This is a genomic window from Pantoea sp. 9140 (genome assembly GCF_000745295.1).
Taxonomy (GTDB): Bacteria; Pseudomonadota; Gammaproteobacteria; order Enterobacterales; family Enterobacteriaceae; genus Pantoea; species Pantoea vagans.
Genome location: NZ_JQNO01000001.1, coordinates 3365176 through 3387941, shown reverse-complemented (window position 1 = coordinate 3387941; position 22766 = coordinate 3365176). Strand labels below are relative to the sequence as shown.

20 protein-coding genes and 3 tRNA genes are annotated in these 22766 nt (G+C 55.4%); 14 read left to right on the top strand and 9 right to left on the bottom strand.

Annotated features, from left to right (window positions below; all coding sequences use genetic code 11):
• Window positions 1-21 precede the first annotated feature (21 nt).
• Window positions 22-1467 carry a metalloprotease TldD gene (tldD, locus tag FA92_RS15665; protein WP_033784121.1) on the top strand — a complete coding sequence of 482 codons (1446 nt, stop codon included), beginning with the start codon at window positions 22-24 and terminating at the stop codon, window positions 1465-1467.
• Window positions 1468-1500: 33 nt separating this feature from the next.
• Here tldD and aaeR read toward each other — a convergent pair whose 3' ends face one another.
• Window positions 1501-2418 carry an HTH-type transcriptional activator AaeR gene (aaeR, locus tag FA92_RS15660; RefSeq protein WP_013359201.1) on the bottom strand — a complete coding sequence of 306 codons (918 nt, stop codon included), beginning with the start codon at window positions 2416-2418 and terminating at the stop codon, window positions 1501-1503.
• A 232-nt stretch (window positions 2419-2650) separates the two neighbouring features.
• Between aaeR and aaeX the strand changes: the two genes are divergently transcribed.
• The 5 genes from aaeX to FA92_RS15635 all read left to right on the top strand — a co-directional run bounded on the left by aaeX (window position 2651) and on the right by FA92_RS15635 (window position 7646).
• Entirely contained in the window at window positions 2651-2854 is a 204-nt protein-coding gene (gene aaeX, locus FA92_RS15655) for a p-hydroxybenzoic acid efflux pump operon protein AaeX (protein WP_003855277.1), read from the top strand.
• A gap of 7 nt (window positions 2855-2861) precedes the next feature.
• Entirely contained in the window at window positions 2862-3794 is a 933-nt protein-coding gene (aaeA, locus tag FA92_RS15650; RefSeq protein WP_013359200.1) for a p-hydroxybenzoic acid efflux pump subunit AaeA, read from the top strand.
• A 9-nt stretch (window positions 3795-3803) separates the two neighbouring features.
• Window positions 3804-5756: a p-hydroxybenzoic acid efflux pump subunit AaeB gene (gene aaeB / locus FA92_RS15645; protein WP_033784120.1), complete on the top strand. Its 1953-nt coding sequence runs from the start codon at window positions 3804-3806 to the stop codon at window positions 5754-5756.
• A 113-nt stretch (window positions 5757-5869) separates the two neighbouring features.
• On the top strand, window positions 5870-7321 hold the full coding sequence (locus tag FA92_RS15640; RefSeq protein ID WP_033784119.1) for an NAD-dependent succinate-semialdehyde dehydrogenase: 1452 nt from the start codon (window positions 5870-5872) through the stop codon (window positions 7319-7321).
• A 55-nt stretch (window positions 7322-7376) separates the two neighbouring features.
• Entirely contained in the window at window positions 7377-7646 is a 270-nt protein-coding gene (locus tag FA92_RS15635) for a hypothetical protein (protein ID WP_013359196.1), read from the top strand.
• Between the two features lie 65 nt (window positions 7647-7711).
• Here FA92_RS15635 and yhcN (FA92_RS15630) read toward each other — a convergent pair whose 3' ends face one another.
• The 4 genes from yhcN (FA92_RS15630) to argR all read right to left on the bottom strand — a co-directional run bounded on the left by yhcN (FA92_RS15630) (window position 7712) and on the right by argR (window position 9627).
• Window positions 7712-7975 (bottom strand): peroxide/acid stress response protein YhcN, encoded by a 264-nt coding sequence (gene yhcN, locus FA92_RS15630; RefSeq protein WP_013359195.1) that lies wholly within the window; start codon window positions 7973-7975, stop codon window positions 7712-7714.
• A 93-nt stretch (window positions 7976-8068) separates the two neighbouring features.
• Window positions 8069-8335: a YdgH/BhsA/McbA-like domain containing protein gene (locus tag FA92_RS15625; RefSeq protein ID WP_013359194.1), complete on the bottom strand. Its 267-nt coding sequence runs from the start codon at window positions 8333-8335 to the stop codon at window positions 8069-8071.
• A gap of 83 nt (window positions 8336-8418) precedes the next feature.
• Complete coding sequence (yhcN, locus tag FA92_RS15620) at window positions 8419-8682, bottom strand: peroxide/acid stress response protein YhcN (protein ID WP_033784118.1); 264 nt, start codon at window positions 8680-8682, stop codon at window positions 8419-8421.
• A 474-nt stretch (window positions 8683-9156) separates the two neighbouring features.
• Window positions 9157-9627: a transcriptional regulator ArgR gene (gene argR, locus FA92_RS15615; RefSeq protein WP_013359192.1), complete on the bottom strand. Its 471-nt coding sequence runs from the start codon at window positions 9625-9627 to the stop codon at window positions 9157-9159.
• 440 nt (window positions 9628-10067) lie between these two features.
• Here argR and mdh point away from each other — a divergent pair, with 440 nt between their 5' ends.
• Entirely contained in the window at window positions 10068-11006 is a 939-nt protein-coding gene (mdh, locus tag FA92_RS15610) for a malate dehydrogenase (protein WP_033784117.1), read from the top strand.
• A 49-nt stretch (window positions 11007-11055) separates the two neighbouring features.
• Here the strand turns inward: mdh and mscM are convergent, their stop codons facing one another.
• The 3 genes from mscM to rsgA form a co-directional block, all read right to left on the bottom strand.
• Window positions 11056-14385, bottom strand: coding sequence for a miniconductance mechanosensitive channel MscM (gene mscM / locus FA92_RS15605; protein ID WP_033784677.1), 3330 nt, complete (start codon window positions 14383-14385; stop codon window positions 11056-11058).
• 14 nt (window positions 14386-14399) lie between these two features.
• Window positions 14400-15299, bottom strand: coding sequence for an archaetidylserine decarboxylase (gene asd, locus FA92_RS15600; protein WP_013359189.1), 900 nt, complete (start codon window positions 15297-15299; stop codon window positions 14400-14402).
• A gap of 171 nt (window positions 15300-15470) precedes the next feature.
• Window positions 15471-16520 (bottom strand): small ribosomal subunit biogenesis GTPase RsgA, encoded by a 1050-nt coding sequence (gene rsgA / locus FA92_RS15595; RefSeq protein ID WP_033784116.1) that lies wholly within the window; start codon window positions 16518-16520, stop codon window positions 15471-15473.
• A 101-nt stretch (window positions 16521-16621) separates the two neighbouring features.
• On the opposite strand from rsgA, the gene orn reads away from it, so the two are divergent.
• From orn to FA92_RS15575, 4 genes are all read left to right on the top strand, one after another.
• Window positions 16622-17170 (top strand): oligoribonuclease, encoded by a 549-nt coding sequence (gene orn / locus FA92_RS15590; RefSeq protein ID WP_003855299.1) that lies wholly within the window; start codon window positions 16622-16624, stop codon window positions 17168-17170.
• 154 nt (window positions 17171-17324) lie between these two features.
• A tRNA-Gly gene (locus FA92_RS15585) sits at window positions 17325-17400 on the top strand.
• Window positions 17401-17428: 28 nt separating this feature from the next.
• Window positions 17429-17504 (top strand) — tRNA-Gly (locus tag FA92_RS15580).
• A 25-nt stretch (window positions 17505-17529) separates the two neighbouring features.
• Window positions 17530-17605 (top strand) — tRNA-Gly (locus tag FA92_RS15575).
• 351 nt (window positions 17606-17956) lie between these two features.
• Here the strand turns inward: FA92_RS15575 and queG are convergent.
• Window positions 17957-19096 carry a tRNA epoxyqueuosine(34) reductase QueG gene (queG, locus tag FA92_RS15570; protein ID WP_013359187.1) on the bottom strand — a complete coding sequence of 380 codons (1140 nt, stop codon included), beginning with the start codon at window positions 19094-19096 and terminating at the stop codon, window positions 17957-17959.
• Between queG and nnr the strand changes: the two genes are divergently transcribed.
• Genes nnr through amiB form a run of 3 tightly spaced genes read left to right on the top strand, consistent with a single transcriptional unit; the run spans window position 19095 to window position 22755 of the window.
• A complete protein-coding gene (gene nnr, locus FA92_RS15565; protein WP_072008987.1) occupies window positions 19095-20615 on the top strand; it encodes a bifunctional ADP-dependent NAD(P)H-hydrate dehydratase/NAD(P)H-hydrate epimerase in 1521 nt (506 codons plus the stop codon). The two genes, queG and nnr, sit on opposite strands and share 2 nt — an antisense overlap.
• Window positions 20612-21088 (top strand): tRNA (adenosine(37)-N6)-threonylcarbamoyltransferase complex ATPase subunit type 1 TsaE, encoded by a 477-nt coding sequence (tsaE, locus tag FA92_RS15560; protein WP_033784115.1) that lies wholly within the window; start codon window positions 20612-20614, stop codon window positions 21086-21088. The genes nnr and tsaE overlap by 4 nt, the downstream gene beginning before the upstream one ends.
• Entirely contained in the window at window positions 21085-22755 is a 1671-nt protein-coding gene (gene amiB / locus FA92_RS15555) for an N-acetylmuramoyl-L-alanine amidase AmiB (protein ID WP_033784114.1), read from the top strand. Before tsaE ends, amiB begins: the two co-directional genes overlap by 4 nt.
• Window positions 22756-22766 lie beyond the last annotated feature (11 nt).

Here is a 22766-nt window from a genome sequence, read left to right as displayed (position 1 = left end):
GCACATAATGAGTGAGAAACGATGACTCTGAACCTGGTAAGTGAGCAGTTACTGACTGCTAACGGCATTAATCAGCAGGACCTATTTTCCCTGTTAGGGCAGCTTTCAGAACGTCGTCTGGATTATGCCGATCTCTATTTTCAGTCCAGCTTTCACGAATCCTGGGTGCTGGAAGACAAAATCATTAAAGATGGCTCATACCATATCGATCAGGGCGTCGGCGTGCGCGCGGTCAGCGGTGAGAAAACCGGCTTCGCCTATGCCGACCAGATTACGCTGAATGCGCTGCGTCTTTCCTCTGAAGCGGCTCGCAGCATTGTACGCGAACAGGGAAACGGCAAGGCCCATACGCTTTCTGCCGTGATGAACCGTTCGCTCTATTCGGCGGTCGATCCGCTGAGCAGCCTGACGCGTGAAGACAAAATTGCCCTGCTGCATCGCGTCGATAAAGTCGCCCGTGCGGCTGATCCGCGCGTGCAGGAAGTCAATGCCAGCCTGACCGGTGTTTACGAGCAGGTGCTGGTGGCGGCCACTGATGGCACGCTGGCGGCAGACGTTCGTCCGCTGGTTCGCCTCTCTATCAGCGTCCAGGTTGAAGATCAGGGCAAGCGTGAGCGCGGCGCAAGCGGCGGCGGTGCACGTACCGGCTATGCGTTCTTCCTTGAAGATGAAAATGGCGACGTACGTGCTGATGCATGGGCGCGTGAGGCGGTGCGTATGGCGCTGGTTAACCTCTCAGCCGTGGCGGCACCTGCTGGCGCGTTGCCGGTGGTGCTGGGTGCTGGCTGGCCTGGTGTGCTGCTGCATGAGGCAGTCGGTCATGGTCTGGAAGGCGACTTCAACCGCCGTGGCACCTCGGTGTTCAGCGGTAAAATCGGTCAGCAGGTTGCCTCTGAACTCTGTACCGTGGTGGATGACGGCACCCTCGAAGGTCTGCGCGGCTCACTGGCGGTCGATGATGAAGGCGTTCCCGGTCAGTACAACATGCTGATTGAGAACGGCGTGCTGAAAGGCTACATGCAGGACAAGCTGAATGCGCGACTGATGGGCGTCAGCCCGACCGGTAACGGACGCCGTGAATCCTACGCGCATTTGCCAATGCCGCGCATGACCAACACCTATATGCTGGCAGGCAAGTCATCGCCACAGGATATTATTGAGAGCGTTGAATACGGCATCTATGCGCCGAACTTTGGTGGCGGTCAGGTGGATATCACCTCCGGCAAATTTGTCTTCTCCACCTCAGAGGCTTATCTGATTGAGAAGGGCAAAATCACCAAACCGGTCAAAGGCGCGACGCTGATTGGCTCCGGCATTGAAGCGATGCAGCAGATCTCAATGGTGGGTAATGACCTGGCGCTGGATAAAGGCGTGGGCGTCTGCGGTAAAGAGGGTCAGAGCCTGCCGGTCGGTGTCGGTCAGCCAACCCTGAAGCTGGATAAACTGACCATCGGCGGCACCGCCTGATGTGACCTCAACAACCCGCCGCCCGGCGGGTTGTTAGCTTTTACGGTGCTGCTGATACTGTTCAGCCACCTGTTCAAAATAGTCGGTCAGATAATCGATGCAGACCTGCACCTTCAGCGGCAGTTTATCCTTCTCGGTATAGAGCGCATACACCGGACGCGGGTCGGACTGATAGTGCGGAAACAGAATATCGATCTCGCCTGCGGTGATCTCATCAATCACCCACATCATCGGCACATAGGCGATGCCATTGCCCGACTTGAGCCAGCGAATCAGCGTCAGCGAATCGTTGGTCACGAAACGCCCCTGTGGCGCGAGGCGGGTGACTAAGCCTTCTGGTGCAATCAGCTCAAAATTGTTGTCGGGCCGTACGCTATATTCCAGCCAGGAAAAATTATCGATATCGCCCGGCTTCTCCGGCGTGCCGTGCTGGGCCAGATAGCTTTTTGCGGCGCATACCACCATCGGCATCGCGCCAAGACGACGCGAAAAGAGGCTGGAATCTTTTAATGCGCCCACCCGAATCACCAGATCCAGACCATCCGCAATCAAATCCGGGGCCGGAACGCCAGTAACCAGGTTCACACTCAGCCCCGGATACTCCCGCAGCATATCGCTGGTCATACCGGCTAACACATTCTGCGCCATGGTCGAAGAGCTGCCAATGCGCAACACACCAATCGGCGTATTGTTAAACGCGTAGAGCTGTTCATGCACCTGCGTCGCTTCCGCCAGCATACGTCGGCAGCCCTGATAATAGATTTTACCCGCCTCGGTCAGCCCGATACTGCGGGTACTGCGATTCAGCAGCTTAACCTGCAATGCATCCTCCAGTTTCGCGACGATCTGGCTGATGGATGAGACGCTCAGATGGAGCTGACGCGCCGCAGCAGTAAACGAACCGAGTTCGACCACTCTGGCGAAGACAGACATACCTTTCAGTCGTTCCATTATTTACTCTGGCTTAAAAGTGATTTAGATCACATTCTGTAGAAAACTTATAGTCAGGCGCGTTATTATAAGCGCGCCGGGGTATTTCCCGGTGATTCTTCATTGCCTTAAACCCTTCGATGATACGCTATTATTAAGCCAGCTGCGGTTCGGATAGCGCTGCCAGAGGGTTTTCCTGCAACATCTGAAAGGGCAACGAAGTATCCCGGCAAGGTCGAACTAAGGATTTGTGATGAGTGTGCTTCCGGTATTTGTCATGTTTGGGCTCTCTTTTCCGCCCGTTTTCATCGAATTGATTATTTCACTGATGCTGTTCTGGTTAGTGAAACGCGTGCTGACGCCGAGCGGCATCTACGATCTTGTCTGGCATCCGGCACTTTTTAATACAGCGCTTTACTGCTGTGTGTTTTACCTTGTCTCCCGTTTATTAGTCTGAGGTTGAAGTGAAAGCACTCATAAGAAAAATCGCGCGCTACGCGATCACGATTCTGCTGGTCATCATCGCAGTGGTTATCATCTTCCGCGCCTGGGTGTTCTATACCGAATCACCCTGGACTCGTGATGCACGTTTTGCAGCTGACGTGGTGGCGATCTCGCCTGACGTCACTGGCCTGATTACTGAGGTCCCGGTACACGACAACCAACTGGTGAAGAAGGGCGATACGCTGTTTGTGGTTGACCGCCCTCGCTATCAGAAGGCGCTCGATCAGGCACAGGCGGATGTTGAATATTACCAGGCCCTGGTGAGTGAGAAACGTCGCGAAGCCGGCCGCCGTAATCAGCTTGGTACCTCTGCAATGTCGCGCGAGGCGATCGAGCAATCTAACAACGATCTGCAAACCAGCGAGCATCAGCTGGCAAAATCGGTGGCGACGCGCGATCTGGCGAAGATCGATCTTGAGCGCACCACCGTGAAAGCGCCATCCGATGGCTGGGTCACCAACCTCAACGTCTATCAGGGCGAATTTATTACCCGTGGTTCTGTGGCGGTGGCGCTGGTTCAGCAGCACTCTTTCTATGTGCTGGCTTACCTGGAAGAGACCAAACTGCACGGCGTTGAGAAGGGCTTCCGCGCTGAAGTGACGCCACTTGGCAGCAACATTGTGCTGCGTGGCACCGTCGACAGCGTCGCGGCGGGCGTCACCAACAGCAGCAGCTCGGTCGACAGTAAAGGCATGGCAACGGTAGATTCCAATCTGGAGTGGGTCCGTCTGGCACAGCGTGTGCCGGTGCGCATCCGGCTTGATCAGCAGCCCGGTAATCGCTTCCCGGCGGGAACCACCGCGACCGTGGTGATTACCGGTCAGGCCGATCGCCAGCCTGAACAGGTTTCACCCATGATCCGACTGTTCAATCGCCTGCGTGAGTTTGGTTAAGAGGGCGATATGATCGAGTTCCTGCGTTTCCCGGTAAAGCTGACCTTCGCGCTGGTGTTAGCGCTGATGGTAGGGTTTCACTTTAATCTTGAAACACCACGCTGGGCAGTCATGACCGCCGGGATCGTGGCGGGCGGCACCGCGTTTGCAGCGGGTGGCGATCCCTATTCCGGTGCACTGCGCTATCGCGGCGTTTTACGTATTATCGGGACATTCATCGGCTGTATCGCTGCACTCACCATCATGATCGCCACCGTGCGTGCGCCGGTTGTGATGCTGCTGCTGTGCTGCATCTGGGCAGGGCTTTGCGTCTGGCTCTCTTCGCTGATTAAGGTAGAAAACTCCTATGCGCTGGGACTGGCAGGCTATACCGCGCTGATTATTGTGGTGACGGCTAACGCCAGCGGCGGTCTGACGCTGGTGCCGCAATATGCGGTTGAGCGCTGCAGTGAAATCGTACTCGGTATTCTGTGCGCCATTCTGGCCGACATGATCTTCTCGCCACGTTCGATTAAAAAAGTGATCGACGCGGAAGTTGATTCGCTGCTGGTGGCCCACTATCACCTGCTGCAACTCTGCGTCGCCCATGGTGATAAAGAAGAGGTCGATAAAGCCTGGAGCGCGCTGGTGCGGCGCACCACGGCGCTGAACAGCATGCGCAGCCAGCTGATGATGGAGTCGTCACGCTGGAAGAACAGCAACCGCCGTTTGCAGATGCTTAATACCCTGTCACTGACGCTGATAACGCAGGCTGCCGAAACCTTCCTCATTCAGAATTCCCGTCCGGACTACATTCCGCCCCAGTATCGGTTGATGGTTGAAAAACCGGCCTCGACGGTTGAAGAGGTACATAAGCGGATGAAAGTGATGCGGCGGGTGATTGGCGCTACGGGCAAAACAACGCCGGTCACGCTGGCCAGTTGGGTAGGCACCGCTACCGAATATCTGCTGCTGCTTAAAGGCATCAAAAGCAACAGCCGGATAACCTCGCTGGAAGAGGAGATTCTGCAGCGCGAAGTGGTGATTCAGGCGCGTTCGGCTGAAACACATCATGCAATGATTAACGGCATCCGTACCTTCGTTGCAACCGCGCTGGGTTCGCTGTTCTGGCTCTATACGGGCTGGACGTCTGGCAGTGGTTGTATGGTCATGCTGGCCGTTATTACCGCGCTGGCGATGCGTATGCCTAACCCGCTGATGATGGCCAAGGATTTTCTCTACGGCATGACGGTCGCGGTTCCACTCGGGGCGCTCTATTTTATGTATGTTCTGCCCGCGACGCAGCAGAGCGCACTACTGCTCTGCATCGCCATCGGCATACTGGGTTTTATCGGCGGCATCTTCATTCAGCGGCGTCAGCTCGGCACGCTGGGTGCGTTGATTGGTACGCTTAACGTTCTGGTCCTTGATAATCCGATGGAGTTTCACATTAACGTTTTCCTCGATAATGTGCTCGGTCAGGTTATCGGCTGCTTTGTCGCGATGATGGTTATTCTGCTGATTCGGGATAAATCGAAGGCGCGCACCGGCCGCAAACTGCTGAACCGCTTTATGTATGCAGCGGTCTCGGCCATGACCACCAATCAGGCGCGTCGGCGCGAAAATCATCTGCCGGCGCTCTATCAGCAACTGTTTCTGCTGCTGAACCTGTTTCCTGGCGACATCAATAAATATCGCATCGCCCTGACGCTGATTATCGGTCATCAGCGATTACGCGACGCAGAAGTGCCCGTTAACGCCGATCTCTCTGCGTATCACCGACAGCTGCGTTACACCGCCGACCGGGTGATCTCCGCCAGCAGCGACGACAAGCGCCGTTACTACTTTGAACGTCTGCTCAAAGAGCTGGATGTCTATCAGGAAAAACTGGTCCATTACGAGGCTCCTGTCAGCGTAACGGAACCGGTCAAACGACTGGCGACGATGCTGGATAAATACCAGAACACGCTCATCCAAATCTGAATCTGGCCGCTGCGACCTGCAGCGACCTGTGCAATCCCCATCCATCACAAAATCTGTCGCTTTTGCCAACTATACTCTCCAGACGGAAGAGCAAAACTGACAGGAGCGAATCAATGAAATCACTGCAAGAGAGCGAACTGTTTCGGACCGGCTATTTAGCGGACGGCCAATGGCATCAGGCGGCGTCCACCTTTGACGTGACCAATCCGGCAACCGGCGAGGTGATTGCGCAGGTGGCAAAAGCAGGTAAGGCGGAAACGGAACAGGCGATCGCCGCCGCGGAACGCGCCTTTCCCGCCTGGCGGGCGCAGACCGCAAAAGCGCGTGCTGAAATTCTCACTCGCTGGTACCAGCTGATCATTAAGAACAAGCGCTGGCTGGGCGAGCTGATGACGACCGAACAGGGCAAACCCCTGAAGGAGGCGGAGGGAGAGGTTGAATACGCCGCCAGCTTTATTCAGTGGTTCGCCGAGCAGGCGAAGAGGGCGAACGGCGAGATCATTCCGCCGGCAAAACCTGGATCCCGCATTCTGGCGACCCGCGAACCGATTGGCGTAGTGGCTGCCATTACGCCGTGGAATTTCCCGATGGCGATGCTGACCCGCAAGCTGGGTCCGGCTCTGGCGGCAGGCTGCACCGGCATTATCAAACCCGCTAATAACACGCCACTCTCCGCCTTTGCCCTGCTGGCGCTGGCGAAGCAGGCGGGCGTGCCGGATGGCGTGCTGAATGCGGTGGCGGGTGATACCCATGCCATCAGCGATGCGATCATGGCCAGCAAAGCGGTGCGTAAAATCTCGTTCACCGGCTCCACCCAGGTAGGCAAGCTGCTGATGCGTAATGCTGCCGAAACCATGAAAAAAGTGTCGATGGAATTAGGCGGAAATGCCCCATACATCGTGTTCGACGATGCCGATATTGATGCCGCTGTACAGGGTGCGATTGCCAACAAATTCCGTAATGCGGGTCAGGTGTGCGTCAGTGTTAACCGCTTCTATATTCATAACGCTGTCTATGATGCGTTTACTCAGCAACTGGCTGCCGAAGTGAACAAGCTGAAGGTGGGCAACGGCATGGACGAAGGCGTGATTGTCGGGCCATTGATTGAAGCGTCGGCGGTGGAAAAGGTTGAGCAGCACGTAAAAGATGCAGTAGCCAAAGGCGGCAAATTACTGGCGGGTGGCGAGCGACATGCGCTGGGTGGCAACTTCTGGCAGCCGACCGTCATTACCGAGGCGCACGAAGGTATGCAGCTCGCGCAGGAAGAGACCTTTGGTCCGGTAGCTGCCTGTTTCCGCTTTGATGATGAAGATGACGTCATCCGCCGCGCCAATGATACGCCATTCGGCCTTGCCGCTTACTTTTATACCCAGAATCTGCAACGGGTGTTTCGCGTTTCAGCGGCGCTGGAAAGCGGCATGATTGGCATTAACGAATGCGCCGTTTCCACCGAGCTGGCGCCGTTTGGTGGTGTGAAAGAGTCGGGTCTGGGCCGCGAGGGTTCGGTACTCGGTATGGAAGAGTATCTGGAGGTCAAAGCGCTGCACCTGGGCGGTTTGAGCTAACGGTCACGAACGGGCGGCAGAGGTCGCCCGCAGACGGAGCATGGGAGCCGTCAGCATGAAAATCGAGCGTTTTGATTTTAATGAAATAGTCGACCAGTCCCATTTCTTTCGCCAGTTCAGCGAGCGATTTGCACTGGAGGAGCGCCGCATCTGCGATCTGGATGGATTATGGGATGTCGTGACGGGCGATCTGTTACCGATGCCGCTGGAGATTGAGTTTGTCAATCTGGGCAGGGGACAGCGACGGCGCTATGGCGCGCTGATTCTGTTATTTGATGAAGCGGAAGAGGAGCTGGAAGGCCGGCTGCACTTTAACGTCAGATAATACATCAGATGAAAAAAGGCCCCGGCGAGCGGGGCCAAAGGGTTCGTCATTAATCTGACGAGGAATTACTTATAAAGCTGTGCAGTGATGTGATAGCTATCACCGGTGCGCGCTTCAATGACTTTATAGGCGCTGGCACCCTGTTCATCAGCTTTCTGTGAAAGCTCAGCGCGGTAATCCATTGGGGATCCCCCGGTTCCACTGATGCTTACGGTGCCCGCAGGCTGCAGGTTCTGCGTCTGTTCGCTGGTGACCAGCTGTGCGGCTGATGCGCCGAACGCCATAACGGAAAGCAGACTGACTGTAGCGATGGTTGTTTTGATATTCATGATTATCTCCTCAATACATTCAACAACCTGCGGTTACTCGTAAGGGCCGGTCGTCGATATTTGTTATGCGCCTTCAGGCGTCATCACGGTTAATTATTTATAAAGCTCAGCGGTGACATGCCAGGTGTTGTCCTGGTTGTTTTCGATGATGCGATAATGGCTTGCGCCCTGTGCATCCGCTTTCTCTGACAGCACCTGACGGATATGCGTCTGGTCGCCGTTACGTCCACCAATGCTGATGGTCTGATTCATGGGCTGCAAACCCTGCGCCTGTTCATTTGATACCAGGCTGGCGGCGCTGGCACCCACTGAGAACAGGGACGCCAGACTAAGAGCAGCAATCGCTAATTTCATTTTCATGGTCAACTCTCCTGAAGATTTTGCTTCGGCCCTCCGGAGCGCAAAAAGGCGCGTCAGACAGAGAGCCGCTGGCATTATTGGGTTTAGTTATACAGCGCGGCAGTAGCGTGATAATTGCCGTTGTTGTAAGCCTCGATCACGCGATAGGCTTTTGCGCCCTGCTGATCCGCTTTGTCGCTGAGCTTCTGTTTGATATCCATCGGGGAACCCGCGACGCCGCTGACACTGATGGTGCCGACAGCCTGCAGATCCTGTGCCTGTGCGGCATCGATAGATTCTGCTGCTATTGCACCAAATGACAGGGCAGAGAGAATGCTCAGGGTAGCGATGGTAGTTTTTACGTTCATAGATATTTCCTCGTCGTCTATTTTTATCTTTCTAGTTAGTGTGATTTGCATCACGAAAAGAAGTATAGAACTAATAACGAGAGAAATTAATAACCGGCTAATAATGTTTTTTTGTGATTCTTTATCCTTATGTCTACTTTTAATAACTTAACGTTATAAAAACAGCATAAAAAATAGCCTTTACGATGATTTTAATCAGAAAAACAGCGAGATAGATCACTTTAACGTTTAGTGCGAAACTATGAGGCGTATTGGACTGGAGTTTGATCTGGATCCGGGCAATGGTGCCGGATCAGTGATGTAAAGCAGTGTAAAATAGCGCAGAAGGTTAAGCAGAGTAAGCGATCTGACCAGGAGTCAGGTGTATTAAAACTGGCTTATTAGTATTAAACAGCGCGGCAGTGTGCCGCAAAACAATGGGCAGAGAGAACAAACTAACGACCTGGGGCGGGATAGCAGGCCGTCAGTCAGCGATCAGAGTTCCTGTTCAAACAGGTTGAGGATCGCGCTGTGCAGCTGTTTAACCGTAAAGTCGCGCGCACGGGTAATAAAGATCGTGTCATCACCAGCGATCGTGCCAAGAATCCCATGTGCTTTGCCCAGCGAATCCAGCATACGTGCAATCAGCTGTGCTGCGCCCGGACTGGTATGAATCACCACCAGCGCATCGTTGTAGTCGATATCCAGTACCAGGTTTTTTAACGGGCTGGTGGTGGTCGGCACGCCCAGTTCAGCGGGCAGGCAATAGACCATTTCCATCCTGGCATTACGGGTGCGCACTGCGCCAAACTTGGTCAGCATCCGCGAGACTTTGGACTGGTTGATATTTTCAAAGCCCTCATCCTGAAGCGCCTGAACAATTTCGCCCTGGGAACTGAATTTTTCTTCTTTTAATAAGGCTTTGAAAGCCTTGATCAGATCGTCTTGTTTCGATGGGTTTCGCATAGGTTACCAATAAATAGAGAGAATAACCGCGCATCCGCCCGCGGCAGAGTGGTGATTATGCATTTAAATGCATTTTTATGCAATCGGTCGATTGATGAGCAGAGTTCGGGCGGCTAGCGGGAGGCGATAATAGCAAATAAATCCGCTCAGACCAAAACCCCCGTCACAGCCCCGAAAGGCGAAGGTTGCAAAGTTGTTATATTATTGGTGGTGTAGTATCAGAAGTAGTAACAGAAAACGCACATAGCCGCTCTCTGTCTGACGACGGCAAAGTTGTCGGTCATTCAGGCGCAATGATAAGTAACTTTTGAATCCGGCGAGCAAGTGTGAAAACACGTAGAATTAACAGCGGATATTTATCATCGCCTGAGCAGTTGATTAAGGTCTGACACAGATAGAATTTCGGCCCATCTCTGCCCCACCTTAATAAGGAGTTAAGAATGAAAGTTGCCGTTCTCGGTGCCGCTGGCGGCATAGGCCAGGCGCTCGCACTTCTGCTCAAAACCCAGCTTCCCGCAGGTTCAGAACTCTCACTGTATGACATTGCGCCGGTTACGCCTGGCGTCGCCGTTGATCTCAGCCATATTCCTACTGCTGTCTCTATTGAAGGTTTTAGTGGAGAAGACGCCACGCCTGCCTTACAGGGTGCCGATGTGGTACTGATTTCTGCGGGCGTCGCACGTAAACCTGGTATGGATCGCGCTGACCTGTTTAATGTGAACGCAGGCATTGTTCGTAATCTGATTGAACAGGTTGCCACAACGGCCCCTAAAGCCTTGATTGGCGTTATTACCAATCCGGTCAATACCACTGTTGCCATTGCGGCAGAAGTGCTGAAAAAGCACGGCGTCTACGACAAAAATCGTCTGTTTGGCGTGACCACGCTGGACATTATCCGTGCTAACACCTTTGTGGCCGCGCTGAAAGGCAAGCAGCCGGATCAGGTGGAAGTCCCGGTGATTGGCGGCCACTCTGGCGTAACCATTCTGCCGCTGCTGTCACAGGTCAAAGGCGTCAGCTTCAGCGATCAGGAAGTGGCTGATTTAACCAAACGCATTCAGAATGCTGGCACAGAAGTCGTGGAAGCTAAAGCGGGTGGCGGATCGGCTACGTTGTCGATGGGCCAGGCGGCCGCGCGTTTTGGTTTGTCGCTGGTACGCGCGTTGAAGGGTGAAGCGAATGTTGTAGAGTGTGCTTACGTGGAAGGCGAGGGCGAATATGCCCGCTTCTTCTCTCAGCCGCTGCTGCTCGGTAAAAATGGCATTGCTGAACGCAGGCCAATTGGCACACTTAGCGCTTACGAACAGCAGGCGCTGTCAGGCATGCTCAATACGCTGAAGAAAGATATCGCTCAGGGTGAAGAGTTCGTTAAACAGTAACTGACGGCTCAGATCTGAAATAACGCCCGGCTTTGCCGGGCGTTTTGCATTACAGGCCGCCAGATTTGTAGGCGCGGGCCGCGGGCGCACCGTTGCTGGCAGGCAGCTTCTTACCCAGCGTTTCCATGCGCATCTGGAACGGTGGGAACGGCATCTCGATACCGTGTTGCTCAAATCCGAGCAGAATCAGCTGGTGCAGTTCATGACGCAGCGGCATACGGTGCCCCATCTCTGCAGCATGTACCCTGATCTCAAACAACTGAATCCCCTGCTGCAGATCGACAAGGAACGCTTCCGGCGGTGGCGTATCAAGCACATAACTGCAGCGCTCGGCCGCCTGCACCAGAATGGTGGTTACCTGCTCACTGCTGACTTTGGCCGGGGCAGGGATAGTGAGTACCACCCGCGTTACGGAATCGGACAGCGACCAGTTAATAAACTGCTCGGTGATAAAGGCCTTGTTTGGCACGATGATCTCTTTGCGGTCCCAGTCGGTGATCGTGGTCGCACGCGTGTTGATCCGGGTAATACTGCCGGTCAGGTCGCGGATCGTCACGGTATCGCCGATACGAATCGGCTTTTCGAACAGGATAATCAGGCCAGAGATAAAGTTGGCAAAAATCTCCTGCAAGCCAAACCCCAGTCCCACACCCAGCGCAGCAACCAGCCACTGCAGTTTCGACCATTCAATACCAATCATCGAGAAACCAATCAGCCCGCCAATCAGCAGCAGCAGATATTTGGTCAGTGTAGTAATGGCGTAACCGGTACCCGGCGTCAGATTAAGATGCTGCAACAGTGCCAGCTCAAGCAGCGCGGGCATATTGCGCACCAGCTGAGTGGTGATGATAAACACCAGAATAGCAATCAGCACCGAACCCAGGGTAATTGGCTGAATCGACTCCACGCCCTGTACAGATGTACTGACATCCCACAGCTGAATATTCTCCAGGAAGCCGAAGGCCGAGTGAATTTCTGACCACAGCACGATCACCGAGACCAGGGCAATCAGCGTCAGGATAGAACGCACCAGCCGCAGCGACTGCGCACTGATCGCATCCAGATCAATCACCGGTTCTTCGATTTCAATCGCGTCGGTATTCAGCGCGCTTTGCTCTTTTTCTTCTTCACTGCGCGCCCGGTTAGCCAGCATATCGGCACGGCGCTGACGGGCGCGGTCAAATCCAAGACGGCGACGCTGAATCAGCATCCAGCGTCGGATAATGTGATAGATAACCAGCAGCAGAAACCAGATGGCGACGGAGGTTTCCAGTCGCGCCAGCAGCGCCTGCGCGGTTGCCAGATACCCTACAGCGGAGGCGAGGGCAGCCATCAGCGGCATGGCGATCATCAGGTTCCACAGCATCCGGTTCACTATGTTCTCGCCATTTCCCTCTTTATCGAGATAGAGCGGAATACCGGACCGCTTCAGGCTGACGGTAACAATGCTGATTGCTCCGCAGATCAGGATGAAACAGAGGCGACCCAGCGACGAGGAGAACTGCCGATCTTCCAGATTGCCAAAGGCGATTAGCAGCATAATCAGCGGCACAATCAGCCCGATGCTCAGCGAGTAGTAGCGCATGGCGCGCGCCACCCGGTTCTGCGGCCAGCGGAAATGCACAATGAACAGGCCATTCGGACGGGCAAAGGCGGCGCTGATCATAAATGCCCACAGCAGCGGCAGCGTGGCGGTAATGCCATCGCCAATCGCCACGGCGATAGGGTAGGGCCAGGCGTTCTGCAGGCCATAACCCAGTGCACCCCACAACACCGGCAGCGGCAGCGCCACCAGAATCGACCAGAACACGGTACGGATGGTCAGACGGAAACGATCCTGGGTGACCTTGCCGACTTTACTGGCAGAACGTTCAAGAAAGGCATTGAAGTGGCGGCGCGAGCTGATGCTGAAACCGACCAGCAGCAGCGCACCAATAATCGGCAGCACCGAGTTGCGGCTGGTAAACATCATCGCCATCGCTTTGCCGAGCTGACCCAGCGTATCCAGCGACAGCAGGCGGGAAAGGTCTTTAGCCAGATCCAGCGGATAACTCAGACCGATCGGACTCACGTCAGCGGTCCAGAACAGATAGCGGTGCGTCGCGTCTTTGACTTCCGTCAGCGCATCCTGCAGCTGAGTGTTGCCGACCTTGAGCTTGGTGATCTCCAGAATCAGGGTGTCACAGCCGGAGATCAGGGAATTGAGCAGTTCACGCTGGGTGCGTAGCTGCGCATCAAGAATGCGCTTCTGTTCTGCGCTGAAGGGCTGACCATCGGCCTGCCGTCCTTTGCGCAGCGTCTCCTGACGCTCCAGCAGATCTTCATAATAGAGACGCTGTACGCGAAGCTGTGCCATCTCATTATCAATCTGCTGGGACTTAGGCATCTCTGGCAGACGTGCGACCTGCGCCCGAAGCGCTTCGCCCAGCAGATTAGAGGCGCCCAGCCACTGCGACTGTTCTCTCAACGTAGAGAGCGCCTGACGGACCTGAATAATCTGATTGGTGGCCAGCCGCTGCTGCGATGCCACCAGATCCATACGCTGCGCCTGCTGATTCAGCGCAACCGAGAGTTCGCGGTTAACCCGAAACTGATCGCTGATTGCTGGTGGCAGATCGCCACTGTTTTCCGCCAGCTGTTCAGTGCGGGCCAAGGCGACTTCCGCTTCTCGTTGCCGCTGGTCATTAAGCTGATTGCGCAGTGCCTGCAGGTAGTTATCGAGCTGTGTCGCTTTACGCTGGTGAACTTCAGCCCGCATCCGCGCCAGTTCCTGACGGTTATTGGCGGAGAGCTGGGCCAGCTCAAGTTCATCGACCAGCGCTTTATTAGCGGCGCTTTCCGCCTGACGCGCCGCCAGTTGCAGCTGGCCCTGCGGTGAACTGGTACTGACGCCCTGCAGCCGCCGTTCACTCTCCGTCATCGCCCGGCGCGCTTCGGTCTGCTGCTGCGGCAGTTGCGACAACGAATCGCTGATTTCCCTCGCCCGATCCTGCTCCTGGCGTGCCTGACGCCCCTCTTCCAGCAGCTGGCTGCTGACCTGCAGAATCTCCTGATCCAGCTCGGCGCTGCTCATGTTGCTGCGTACGGTTTTTCCGCTGTCGCTCAGCGCGGCGATCTGCTGACGCAGTTCGCGCGCCAGACGCGGAAAGTCATCAATCACCTGCTGATATTGCGCCGCGCGCTCCAGCGAGTCATCGCGTTCAGAGAGGAAGTTCAAGGCAGCTTCAATCGTCTGGATCTGTTCCGCCTGGGATGGAGAACTTTTGGCCGATTTTATCTCTTCCAGCTGCTGTTTGAGCTGGCTGGCGTCAGGAAGGCTGGCCGCGAAGGCCGGGCTGCTGAGCCACAGGCTCAGCAGCAGGAGGAGAATCGAACGCACAGAGGACACTCAATTTAGTCGACGATGACGTCGGAAATGTCTGTCGCCACAGGCAGCGCGATCGCCAGCGGTTGGCCCAGACGGGTTTTGCTTTCTGCTTCCAGACTTTCAGCCAGTTTGACGCGGCCAGGTGCGAACAGGTTGATGACGGTAGAGCCAAGTTTAAAGCGGCCCATTTCCTGTCCTTTCAGCAGTACTACCGCGCCTTCATCATCCGCTGCCGGATAGTGCCAGCGTTTGATCACACCTTCACGCGGTGGCGTGATGGTGCCCGCCCAGACAGTTTCAATGCTGCCGACAATCGTTGCACCCACCAGAATCTGCACCATCGGTCCGATATCCGTTTCGAAATAGCAGATGACGCGCTCGTTACGGGCAAACAGGTTGGGAATATTACGCGCGGTCAGCGGGTTAACTGAATAGAGATCGCCAGGCACATAAATCATCTCACGCAGGATACCGTTGCACGGCATGTGGACGCGGTGATAATCGCGCGGAGCCAGATAGGTGGTGACGAACTCACCCTCCACAAACTGAGCGGCCATCCGCTCATCACCCGCCAGCAGAGCATCGATGGTGTAGTGATGACCTTTAGCCTGGAAAATCTGATCGCCATGAATATGGCCGAGCTGGCTGATAGCACCATCTGCGGGCAGGGCGATCAGGCTGGCGTCTGCATCCACCGGACGCGCATCGTCTTTCAGCGGACGAACGAAAAAGTCATTAAACGTGCGATAGCTGGCGGTATCGGGCTTACGCGCCTCCGCCATGTCGACTTTGTAAAACCAGACAAAGATGTCAATGACCAGTTTGGTCAACCAACCACCGCGGCGACTGGCGCCCCAACCGGCAAGTTCAGTCAGCCATTTCTTCGGGAGAATATGATTCAAGCCGAGTTTTAAACGATCAAACACCTTAGCCTCCTGGCTATTTCAGGACATGGTAAAAAAGGGGGCGGATTGTAGCAGTGCCCCGTTCAGATGGCGACTATACCTGATTTCCGGCACGCTGCACGCTCCGGACGCCTGATCGGAATCCACCTCGCAAAATGCAGCGGCTTATCCGCTCAGACGCGGTTACACCGATTAACTTTCACCATCAGGGAAGTTTTTACGCGTTTTTACCTGCGCCATGCTCTCCAGAATACGGTGGTAGTTATCGAAACGGGACCGGTTGATTTTTCCCTGTTCGACCGCTTCACGAATCGCACAGCCGGGATCGCTGCCATGTTTGCAGTCACGGAATTTGCAATAGCCCAGGAAAGGGCGGAATTCGACAAAGCCACGCGTAACCTGTTCCGGCTCCAGATGCCACAAACCAAACTCACGCACGCCGGGAGAATCGATCACATCGCCGCCATGCGGGAAGTGATACAGGCGGGATGCGGTGGTGGTGTGCTGGCCCAGGCCTGAGCCATCTGATACTTCATTGGTCAGAATCGCGACCTGCTCATCTTTGTCGAAGCCGAGCAGGGCATTCAGCAGGCTCGACTTACCGACACCAGACTGACCGGCAAAGATACTCACACGGTCGGTTAAGGCCGCTTCCAGATCGTCCAGGCCGTTTTTCGCCCGGCTGGAGACCATCACCACGCGATAGCCAATATCGCGATAAATATCCATCTGCTGATCAACAAAGCCGCGCGCCTCGTCATCCAGCAGATCGGTTTTATTCAGGACCAGTAACGGCTCGATGTCCAGCGTTTCACTGGCAACCAGATAGCGATCGATGATGTTCAGCGACAGTTCCGGCAGGATCGCAGAGACGATGATGATCTGATCGATATTCGCCGCCATCGGCTTTACGCCGTCGTAAAAATCGGGGCGGGTTAATACGCTGGTGCGTTCATGCACCGCTTCAACAATGCCTTTACCGCCGCTGGTGGCCGGACGCCACAGCACACGGTCGCCCGTAACCAGCGAACGGATAGTACGGCGGATATTGCAGCGGTGGGCGACGCCTGCGCTATCCTCAACATCAGCATGCATGCCAAAACGGCTCACAACGACCCCATCTGCAGCTTCACCAAACAGGTTGTCATCCGCTTCCGGACGCTCTCTGCGCTGGTTGAGACGGCGATCGTGGTTAGCGCTTACGCGACGTTGTTGGCCCTTCGACAGTTTATTTTTACTCACTCACCCTCACAGCGTTAGCCAGATTTCGCCCGGCTGGGCAAAACGTCTATGATACACCTTATTCATCGTGAATGACGACTACAGCAACCGCAGGAAACAGCATGGCTACTGGAAATGAACAGAATCTGATCTGGATTGATCTTGAGATGACCGGACTTGATCCGACGCACGATCGCATTATTGAAATTGCGACCCTGGTGACTGACGCCAACCTGAACATTCTGGCGGAAGGGCCGGTCATGGCCGTCCATCAGTCCGATGCGCAGCTGGCGCTGATGGATGAGTGGAATGTCCGCACCCACACCAACAGCGGTCTGGTTGCGCGGGTGAAGGAAAGCCAGATTGACGATCGCGCAGCCGAACTGGCGACTATTGAATTCCTGAAACAGTGGGTGCCGGCTAACACGTCGCCAATCTGTGGCAACAGTATCGGGCAGGATCGCCGCTTCCTGTTTAAGTACATGCCTGAGCTGGAAGCGTATTTCCATTATCGTTATCTGGATGTCAGTACCCTGAAAGAGCTGGCTCGTCGCTGGAAACCGGAAATCCTGCCCGGCTTCAAAAAAGGCGGTACGCACCAGGCGCTGGACGATATCCGCGAGTCGGTGGCGGAGCTGGCTTACTACCGCGAACACTTTTTGCAGCTTTAATCGACGACGGGTGCGCATGAAATCACCAGATTGCTGATTTAATCAGCAAACGCGCGGAAAGCGAAAAATTTTGCTTTCAGACGCTTGCAGCAGCAACGATTTCTCGTATAATGCGCACCCCGTACCGGTGAAGAATTTAGTATCGGTACAAGGCGCGGGAATAGCTCAGTTGGTAGAGCACGACCTTGCCAAGGTCGGGGTCGCGAGTTCGAGTCTCGTTTCCCGCTCCAGATTTAAAATGTTAGCAGTAACCTCTTTGCGGGAATAGCTCAGTTGGTAGAGCACGACCTTGCCAAGGTCGGGGTCGCGAGTTCGAGTCTCGTTTCCCGCTCCAGTTTTATAAAGCAGTACCCTTCTATGCGGGAATAGCTCAGTTGGTAGAGCACGACCTTGCCAAGGTCGGGGTCGCGAGTTCGAGTCTCGTTTCCCGCTCCAGATTTTACATCACCCCCCTGTTTCAGTTCGTTATACGACTGTTTTTGGTCGCGTGATTTTAGTTGTCTCCAGAAGGTTATCCACAGCACCACCTCCCATCTTTCGTGCCTGTCAGGGCGATCTGCAAATGCGTTCTGAACAGAGTTATCCACAGCTTTGTGATTTAACCGCAGCGGTAGTCTCATTATTAAATAAACACAACTTTTTCATAAGTTGTTGATATTTATGTTTATGAAGATATTTCAATTTGTTGTTTCACAGTGAAATCAGCGTTGTTGCAGTTGAATGACAACAGCTTTTTATTTTTATACACAGCATGTGGAAAAAGATATCCAGCGGCTCACTGTTCAATCATGCATCACGCGGTAAACCCTTCTCAACTGCACGAACCAGCCGTTTCTGCTGGGCGGGCTGCACTTCAACTACCAGCTGCTCGCGTTTCTGCTGCTGTTGCATCACTGCCCACTGAATATGTTCATCCAGCAGTTCACTCTCACCCAGTCGTTGTTCCAGCACATGAATAATGTGGGGCGACCAGGGTGCATTACCCAGCGCCACGGCAATATTGCGCAGCCAGCGCAAATGGCCAATACGGCGAATCGCTGAGCCTTCCGTGATGCGTAAAAATTTCGCTTCGTCCCACTGAAACAGATCGAGCAGCTCCGGTGCATGTAACGCCGCACGCGGTGAAAAGTCGCTTTCGTCACTGAGTTGTCCATAGCGATTCCACGGACAGATCAGCTGGCAGTCATCGCAGCCATAAATCCGGTTACCCATCAGCGGACGAAACTCTTCCGGGATAGCCCCTTCCAGCTCAATGGTGAGATAGGAGATACAGCGCCGGGCATCGACGACGTAAGGCTCAACGATAGCGCTGGTAGGGCAGATGGTCATGCAGGCAACGCAGCGGCCACACTGCTCCTGCTGCGGGGAGTCGACCGGTAGCGGAATGTCGATCAGCAGCTCGCCGAGGAAAAACCACGAGCCGGCTTCCCGATTCAGTATCAGCGAATGTTTGCCGGTCCAGCCGAGTCCGGCTTTAGCCGCCAGCGGGCGCTCAAGCAGCGGTGCCGAATCCACAAACGGCCGGAAATTCAGCTCGCCACAATGCTGCTGGATCATTTCTCCAAGCTTTTTCAGTCGATTGCGCAATACTTTGTGGTAATCACGGCCGAGTGCATAACGGCTGACATAGCCCAGTCGGGGATTTTTCAGCGTGCTGGCAAAGGCAGCTTTGGCCGGAAGGTAGTTCATACGAACGCTGATGACGCGCAGCGTGCCGGGCAGCAACTCATGAGCACGCGCCCGCATCATGCCGTGTCGCGCCATCCATGCCATCTCACCATGATACTGCTTATCCAGCCATTCCTGCAGGCGCGGCTCTTCTGCACTGAGATCGGTATCGGTGATGCCGACCTGCTGAAAGCCGAGATCCAATCCCCACTGTTTAATCTGTTGTGCGAGTTCATGAAGATCGAGAGGGTATGACATGAGTAACCAGGATTCGAAGAAAAACAGCCGCAGTTTACCATATTCTGTCTGGCCTGCGCAGGCTGTGGCGCAGCTTGAGCAAGAGGGAGCCGATGTGCTCGGGATTACTCTGTATGAGCTGATGCAGCGTGCCGGGCAGGCCGCTTACGAGCATCTGACAGCACACTGGCCCGAAGCCAGCCACTGGTTAATCCTGTGCGGTCACGGCAATAACGGCGGTGATGGCTATGTGCTGGCGCGACTGGGCCAGGCGGCGGGGAAAACCATTACGGTGCTGGCGTGCGAAAGTGAAAAAGCGCTGCCGGAAGAGGCGCAGCGCGCGCGGGACGCATGGCTGGACGCGGGCGGTGAAATCCATGCGGCCGATGCGGCCTGGCCAGAGCAGATTGATGTGATTGTCGATGCCCTGCTGGGAACCGGCAGCAATCGCGCGCCCGAAGAGCCCTATGCCATGCTGATCCAGCGGGCAAACGCCCATGCAGCACCGACAGTTGCCATTGATATGCCCTCCGGCTTATCCGCGCGCAACGGCACCGCGCCCGGCGAGGTGATTAATGCCAGTCACACGCTGAGTATGATCGCCCTGAAACCGGGCCAGATCACTGGCAAGGCGCGAGACTACATCGGAAAGCTCTGGTATGCCGATCTTGGTCTGGCTGCTTTTCTGGCCGGAGAAGAGGCACCTATCGCCCGTTATGATGCCAGCACATTAACCCGCTGGCTTAAGCCACGCAGACCAACCTCGCACAAGGGCAGTCATGGCCGTCTGCTGGTCGTGGGAGGCGATGCAGGTACCGCTGGCGCAGTACGCATGACGGCAGAAGCCGCGTTACGCAGCGGTAGTGGATTGGTGCGAGTACTTACTCACAAAGATAATATTATTCCGATTCTGACCGCACGGCCTGAAATTATGGTCGATGAACTGACGGATGAACGCCTGACGGAGGCGCTGGAGTGGGCTGATGTCATTGCGATTGGACCCGGTCTGGGTCAGCGTGAATGGGGAAAGCAGGCACTGAAGCGGGTAGCAGGCAGTGAAAAGCCGATGCTTTGGGACGCGGATGCACTTAACCTGCTGGCAATCAGTGCTGAGAAACGTCAGAATCGCATTATTACGCCGCATCCTGGCGAAGCGGCGCGTTTGCTGAATATCGAGACCAGTGAAATTGAGAGTGACCGCTTACATGCAGCGCAGACATTGGCGCAACGTTATGGTGGCGTAGTGGTACTGAAAGGTGCCGGCACGCTGATTGCCAGCGAGCAGGGCGAAATGGCCGTTGCGGATGTGGGCAATGCCGGTATGGCTTCCGGCGGCATGGGCGATCTCCTGAGTGGAATTATTGCCTCGCTGGTGGGTCAGAAACTGACGCTGTTCGATGCGGCCTGCGCGGGTTGCGTTGCACATGGTGCAGCGGCCGATGCGGTTGCGGCAGAACGCGGTACTCGCGGTATGCTGGCCACTGATTTACTGGATCTGCTGTGGCAGTTTGTTAATCCTGAGATGAATAAAGAAGCATGAAGACCTGTGTTATCTCTTTGCCCGATGAGGCGGCTACGCTCAGTTTGGGCGCTCAGCTGGCGCGCGCCTGTGGCAGCGCGGCAGTGATTTATCTCTATGGCGATCTGGGGGCGGGTAAAACCACCTTCAGCCGCGGCTTTCTGCAGGCGCTGGGCCATCAGGGCAATGTCAAAAGTCCTACTTACACCCTCGTTGAACCTTACTCGCTGGATGACCGTACGCTCTACCACTTCGACCTCTATCGCCTTGCGGATCCCGAAGAGCTTGAGTTTATGGGCATCCGCGACTACTTCAGCGGTGAAGCCATCTGTCTGGTGGAATGGCCGCAGCAGGGTGCCGGTTTTCTGCCGCAGCCCGATCTCACCTTAACGCTGCGTTATGTAGGTGAGGCGCGTGAAGCGGAACTGACGGCACAATCCGCGTCCGGCCAGCAATGGCTTGAACACGTTGGTCAGGGCAGGGATCAGGCATGATGTCACGGATGAAAATAGCACTGGTATCATTGATGCTGCTGGTCTGTACGCCCCTGTTTGCCGCCACGCTGTCTGATATCAAAGTGGCCAATGGCGATAGTCAGGCTACCGTTACGCTGAACTTTGCCGGACAGCCGGTCTATGCCTTCTTCTCTCTGCACAACCCGAATCGTGTGGTGCTGGATGTGCGCCAGAGCGGCGTAGTTCAGGGGCTGCCGCTGAATTTCAGTGGCGAAAACATCGTAAAGCGAATTCGTACCAGCACCCCAAAAGACAAACAGAGCGTGCGGCTGGTGTTTGAACTGACGCAGGCGGGTAAAACCCGGGCAGTCACCCAACGCAATGGCAACAGCTACAGCGTGGTCTTCACAATTACCGGCAAGCCGCCCGCTGTCACGCGAAGTCTGCCTGCGCCCGTCACAGCACCGACGCGCGTACCTGCGCAGAGTGCCGCAGCGGCTAACCCGTTCAATTCGAATCCGGTGACGTCCGTGACCAGCACCGCGAGTTCCGTACGTCCCGGCACTGCCGTCAGCCAGAATGACACTGTGATTGTGGCAATCGATGCCGGACATGGCGGTCAGGATCCCGGCGCTATCGGGCAGCGCGGACTGAAAGAGAAAAACGTCACTATCGCCATTGCGCGCAAATTGCGGGTGTTGCTCAATAACGATCCGATGTTCAAAGGCGTCCTGACGCGCGATGGTGACTATTTTATCTCGGTCATGGGACGTTCCGACGTGGCGCGTAAAGCTAATGCCAATGTGCTGGTCTCTATTCACGCTGACGCCGCGCCAAGCCATGCGGCGACCGGCGCCTCGGTCTGGGTCCTGTCCAACCGTCGCGCCAACAACGAGATGGCAAACTGGCTGGAACAGAAAGAGAAACAGTCTGAGCTGCTGGGCGGCGCGGGTGACCTGCTGGCTAACAGTCAGGCCGATCCCTACCTCAGTCAGGCAGTACTGGATTTGCAGTTCGGCCACTCGCAGCGTGTCGGTTATGACATCGCGCAGAAAGTCTTGCAGCAGATGCGCAGCGTCACCTCGCTGCACAAACGTCTGCCTGAGCATGCCAGCCTGGGCGTGCTGCGTTCGCCCGATATTCCTTCTTTGCTGGTGGAAACCGGCTTCATCAGTAATTCCTCGGAGGAGCGACTGCTAGGCAGTAGCGCACACCAGGATAAGATTGCGCAGTCGATCTACAAAGGTCTGCGCACTTATTTCCTGGCGCACCCGCTACAATCCATCCCAAAGGAGGAAAACCGGCCGCTGGGCTCATCGCCAGCGGTTAGCGTCGCCAGCAACCCGGCGACCGGAGTGACGCAATATACCGGCGCAACGCAGCGCCATACGGTAACGCGCGGTGAGACACTTTCCGGGATTGCCGCGAAGTATGGCGTCAGCATGGACACCCTGCGTGAGATGAATACCCTGAAGCGGGATGTGGTGTGGGTCGGACAGCGGCTGAAAGTGCCGGCCAGTGCAGTCGCCAGTCGCACCGCGCCCGCTACGCCACGCGGCGTTGTGCGCCACAAAGTTGTGGTGGGTGATTCATTAACCGGCATTGCCGCACACTACGGCGTCAGTCCGAAAGCGATAATGCAGACTAATAATCTGAAGTCGACCAACGTCATGTTGGGGCAGAACCTTAAAATTCCTGCATCCTGATTGTTTGCCCG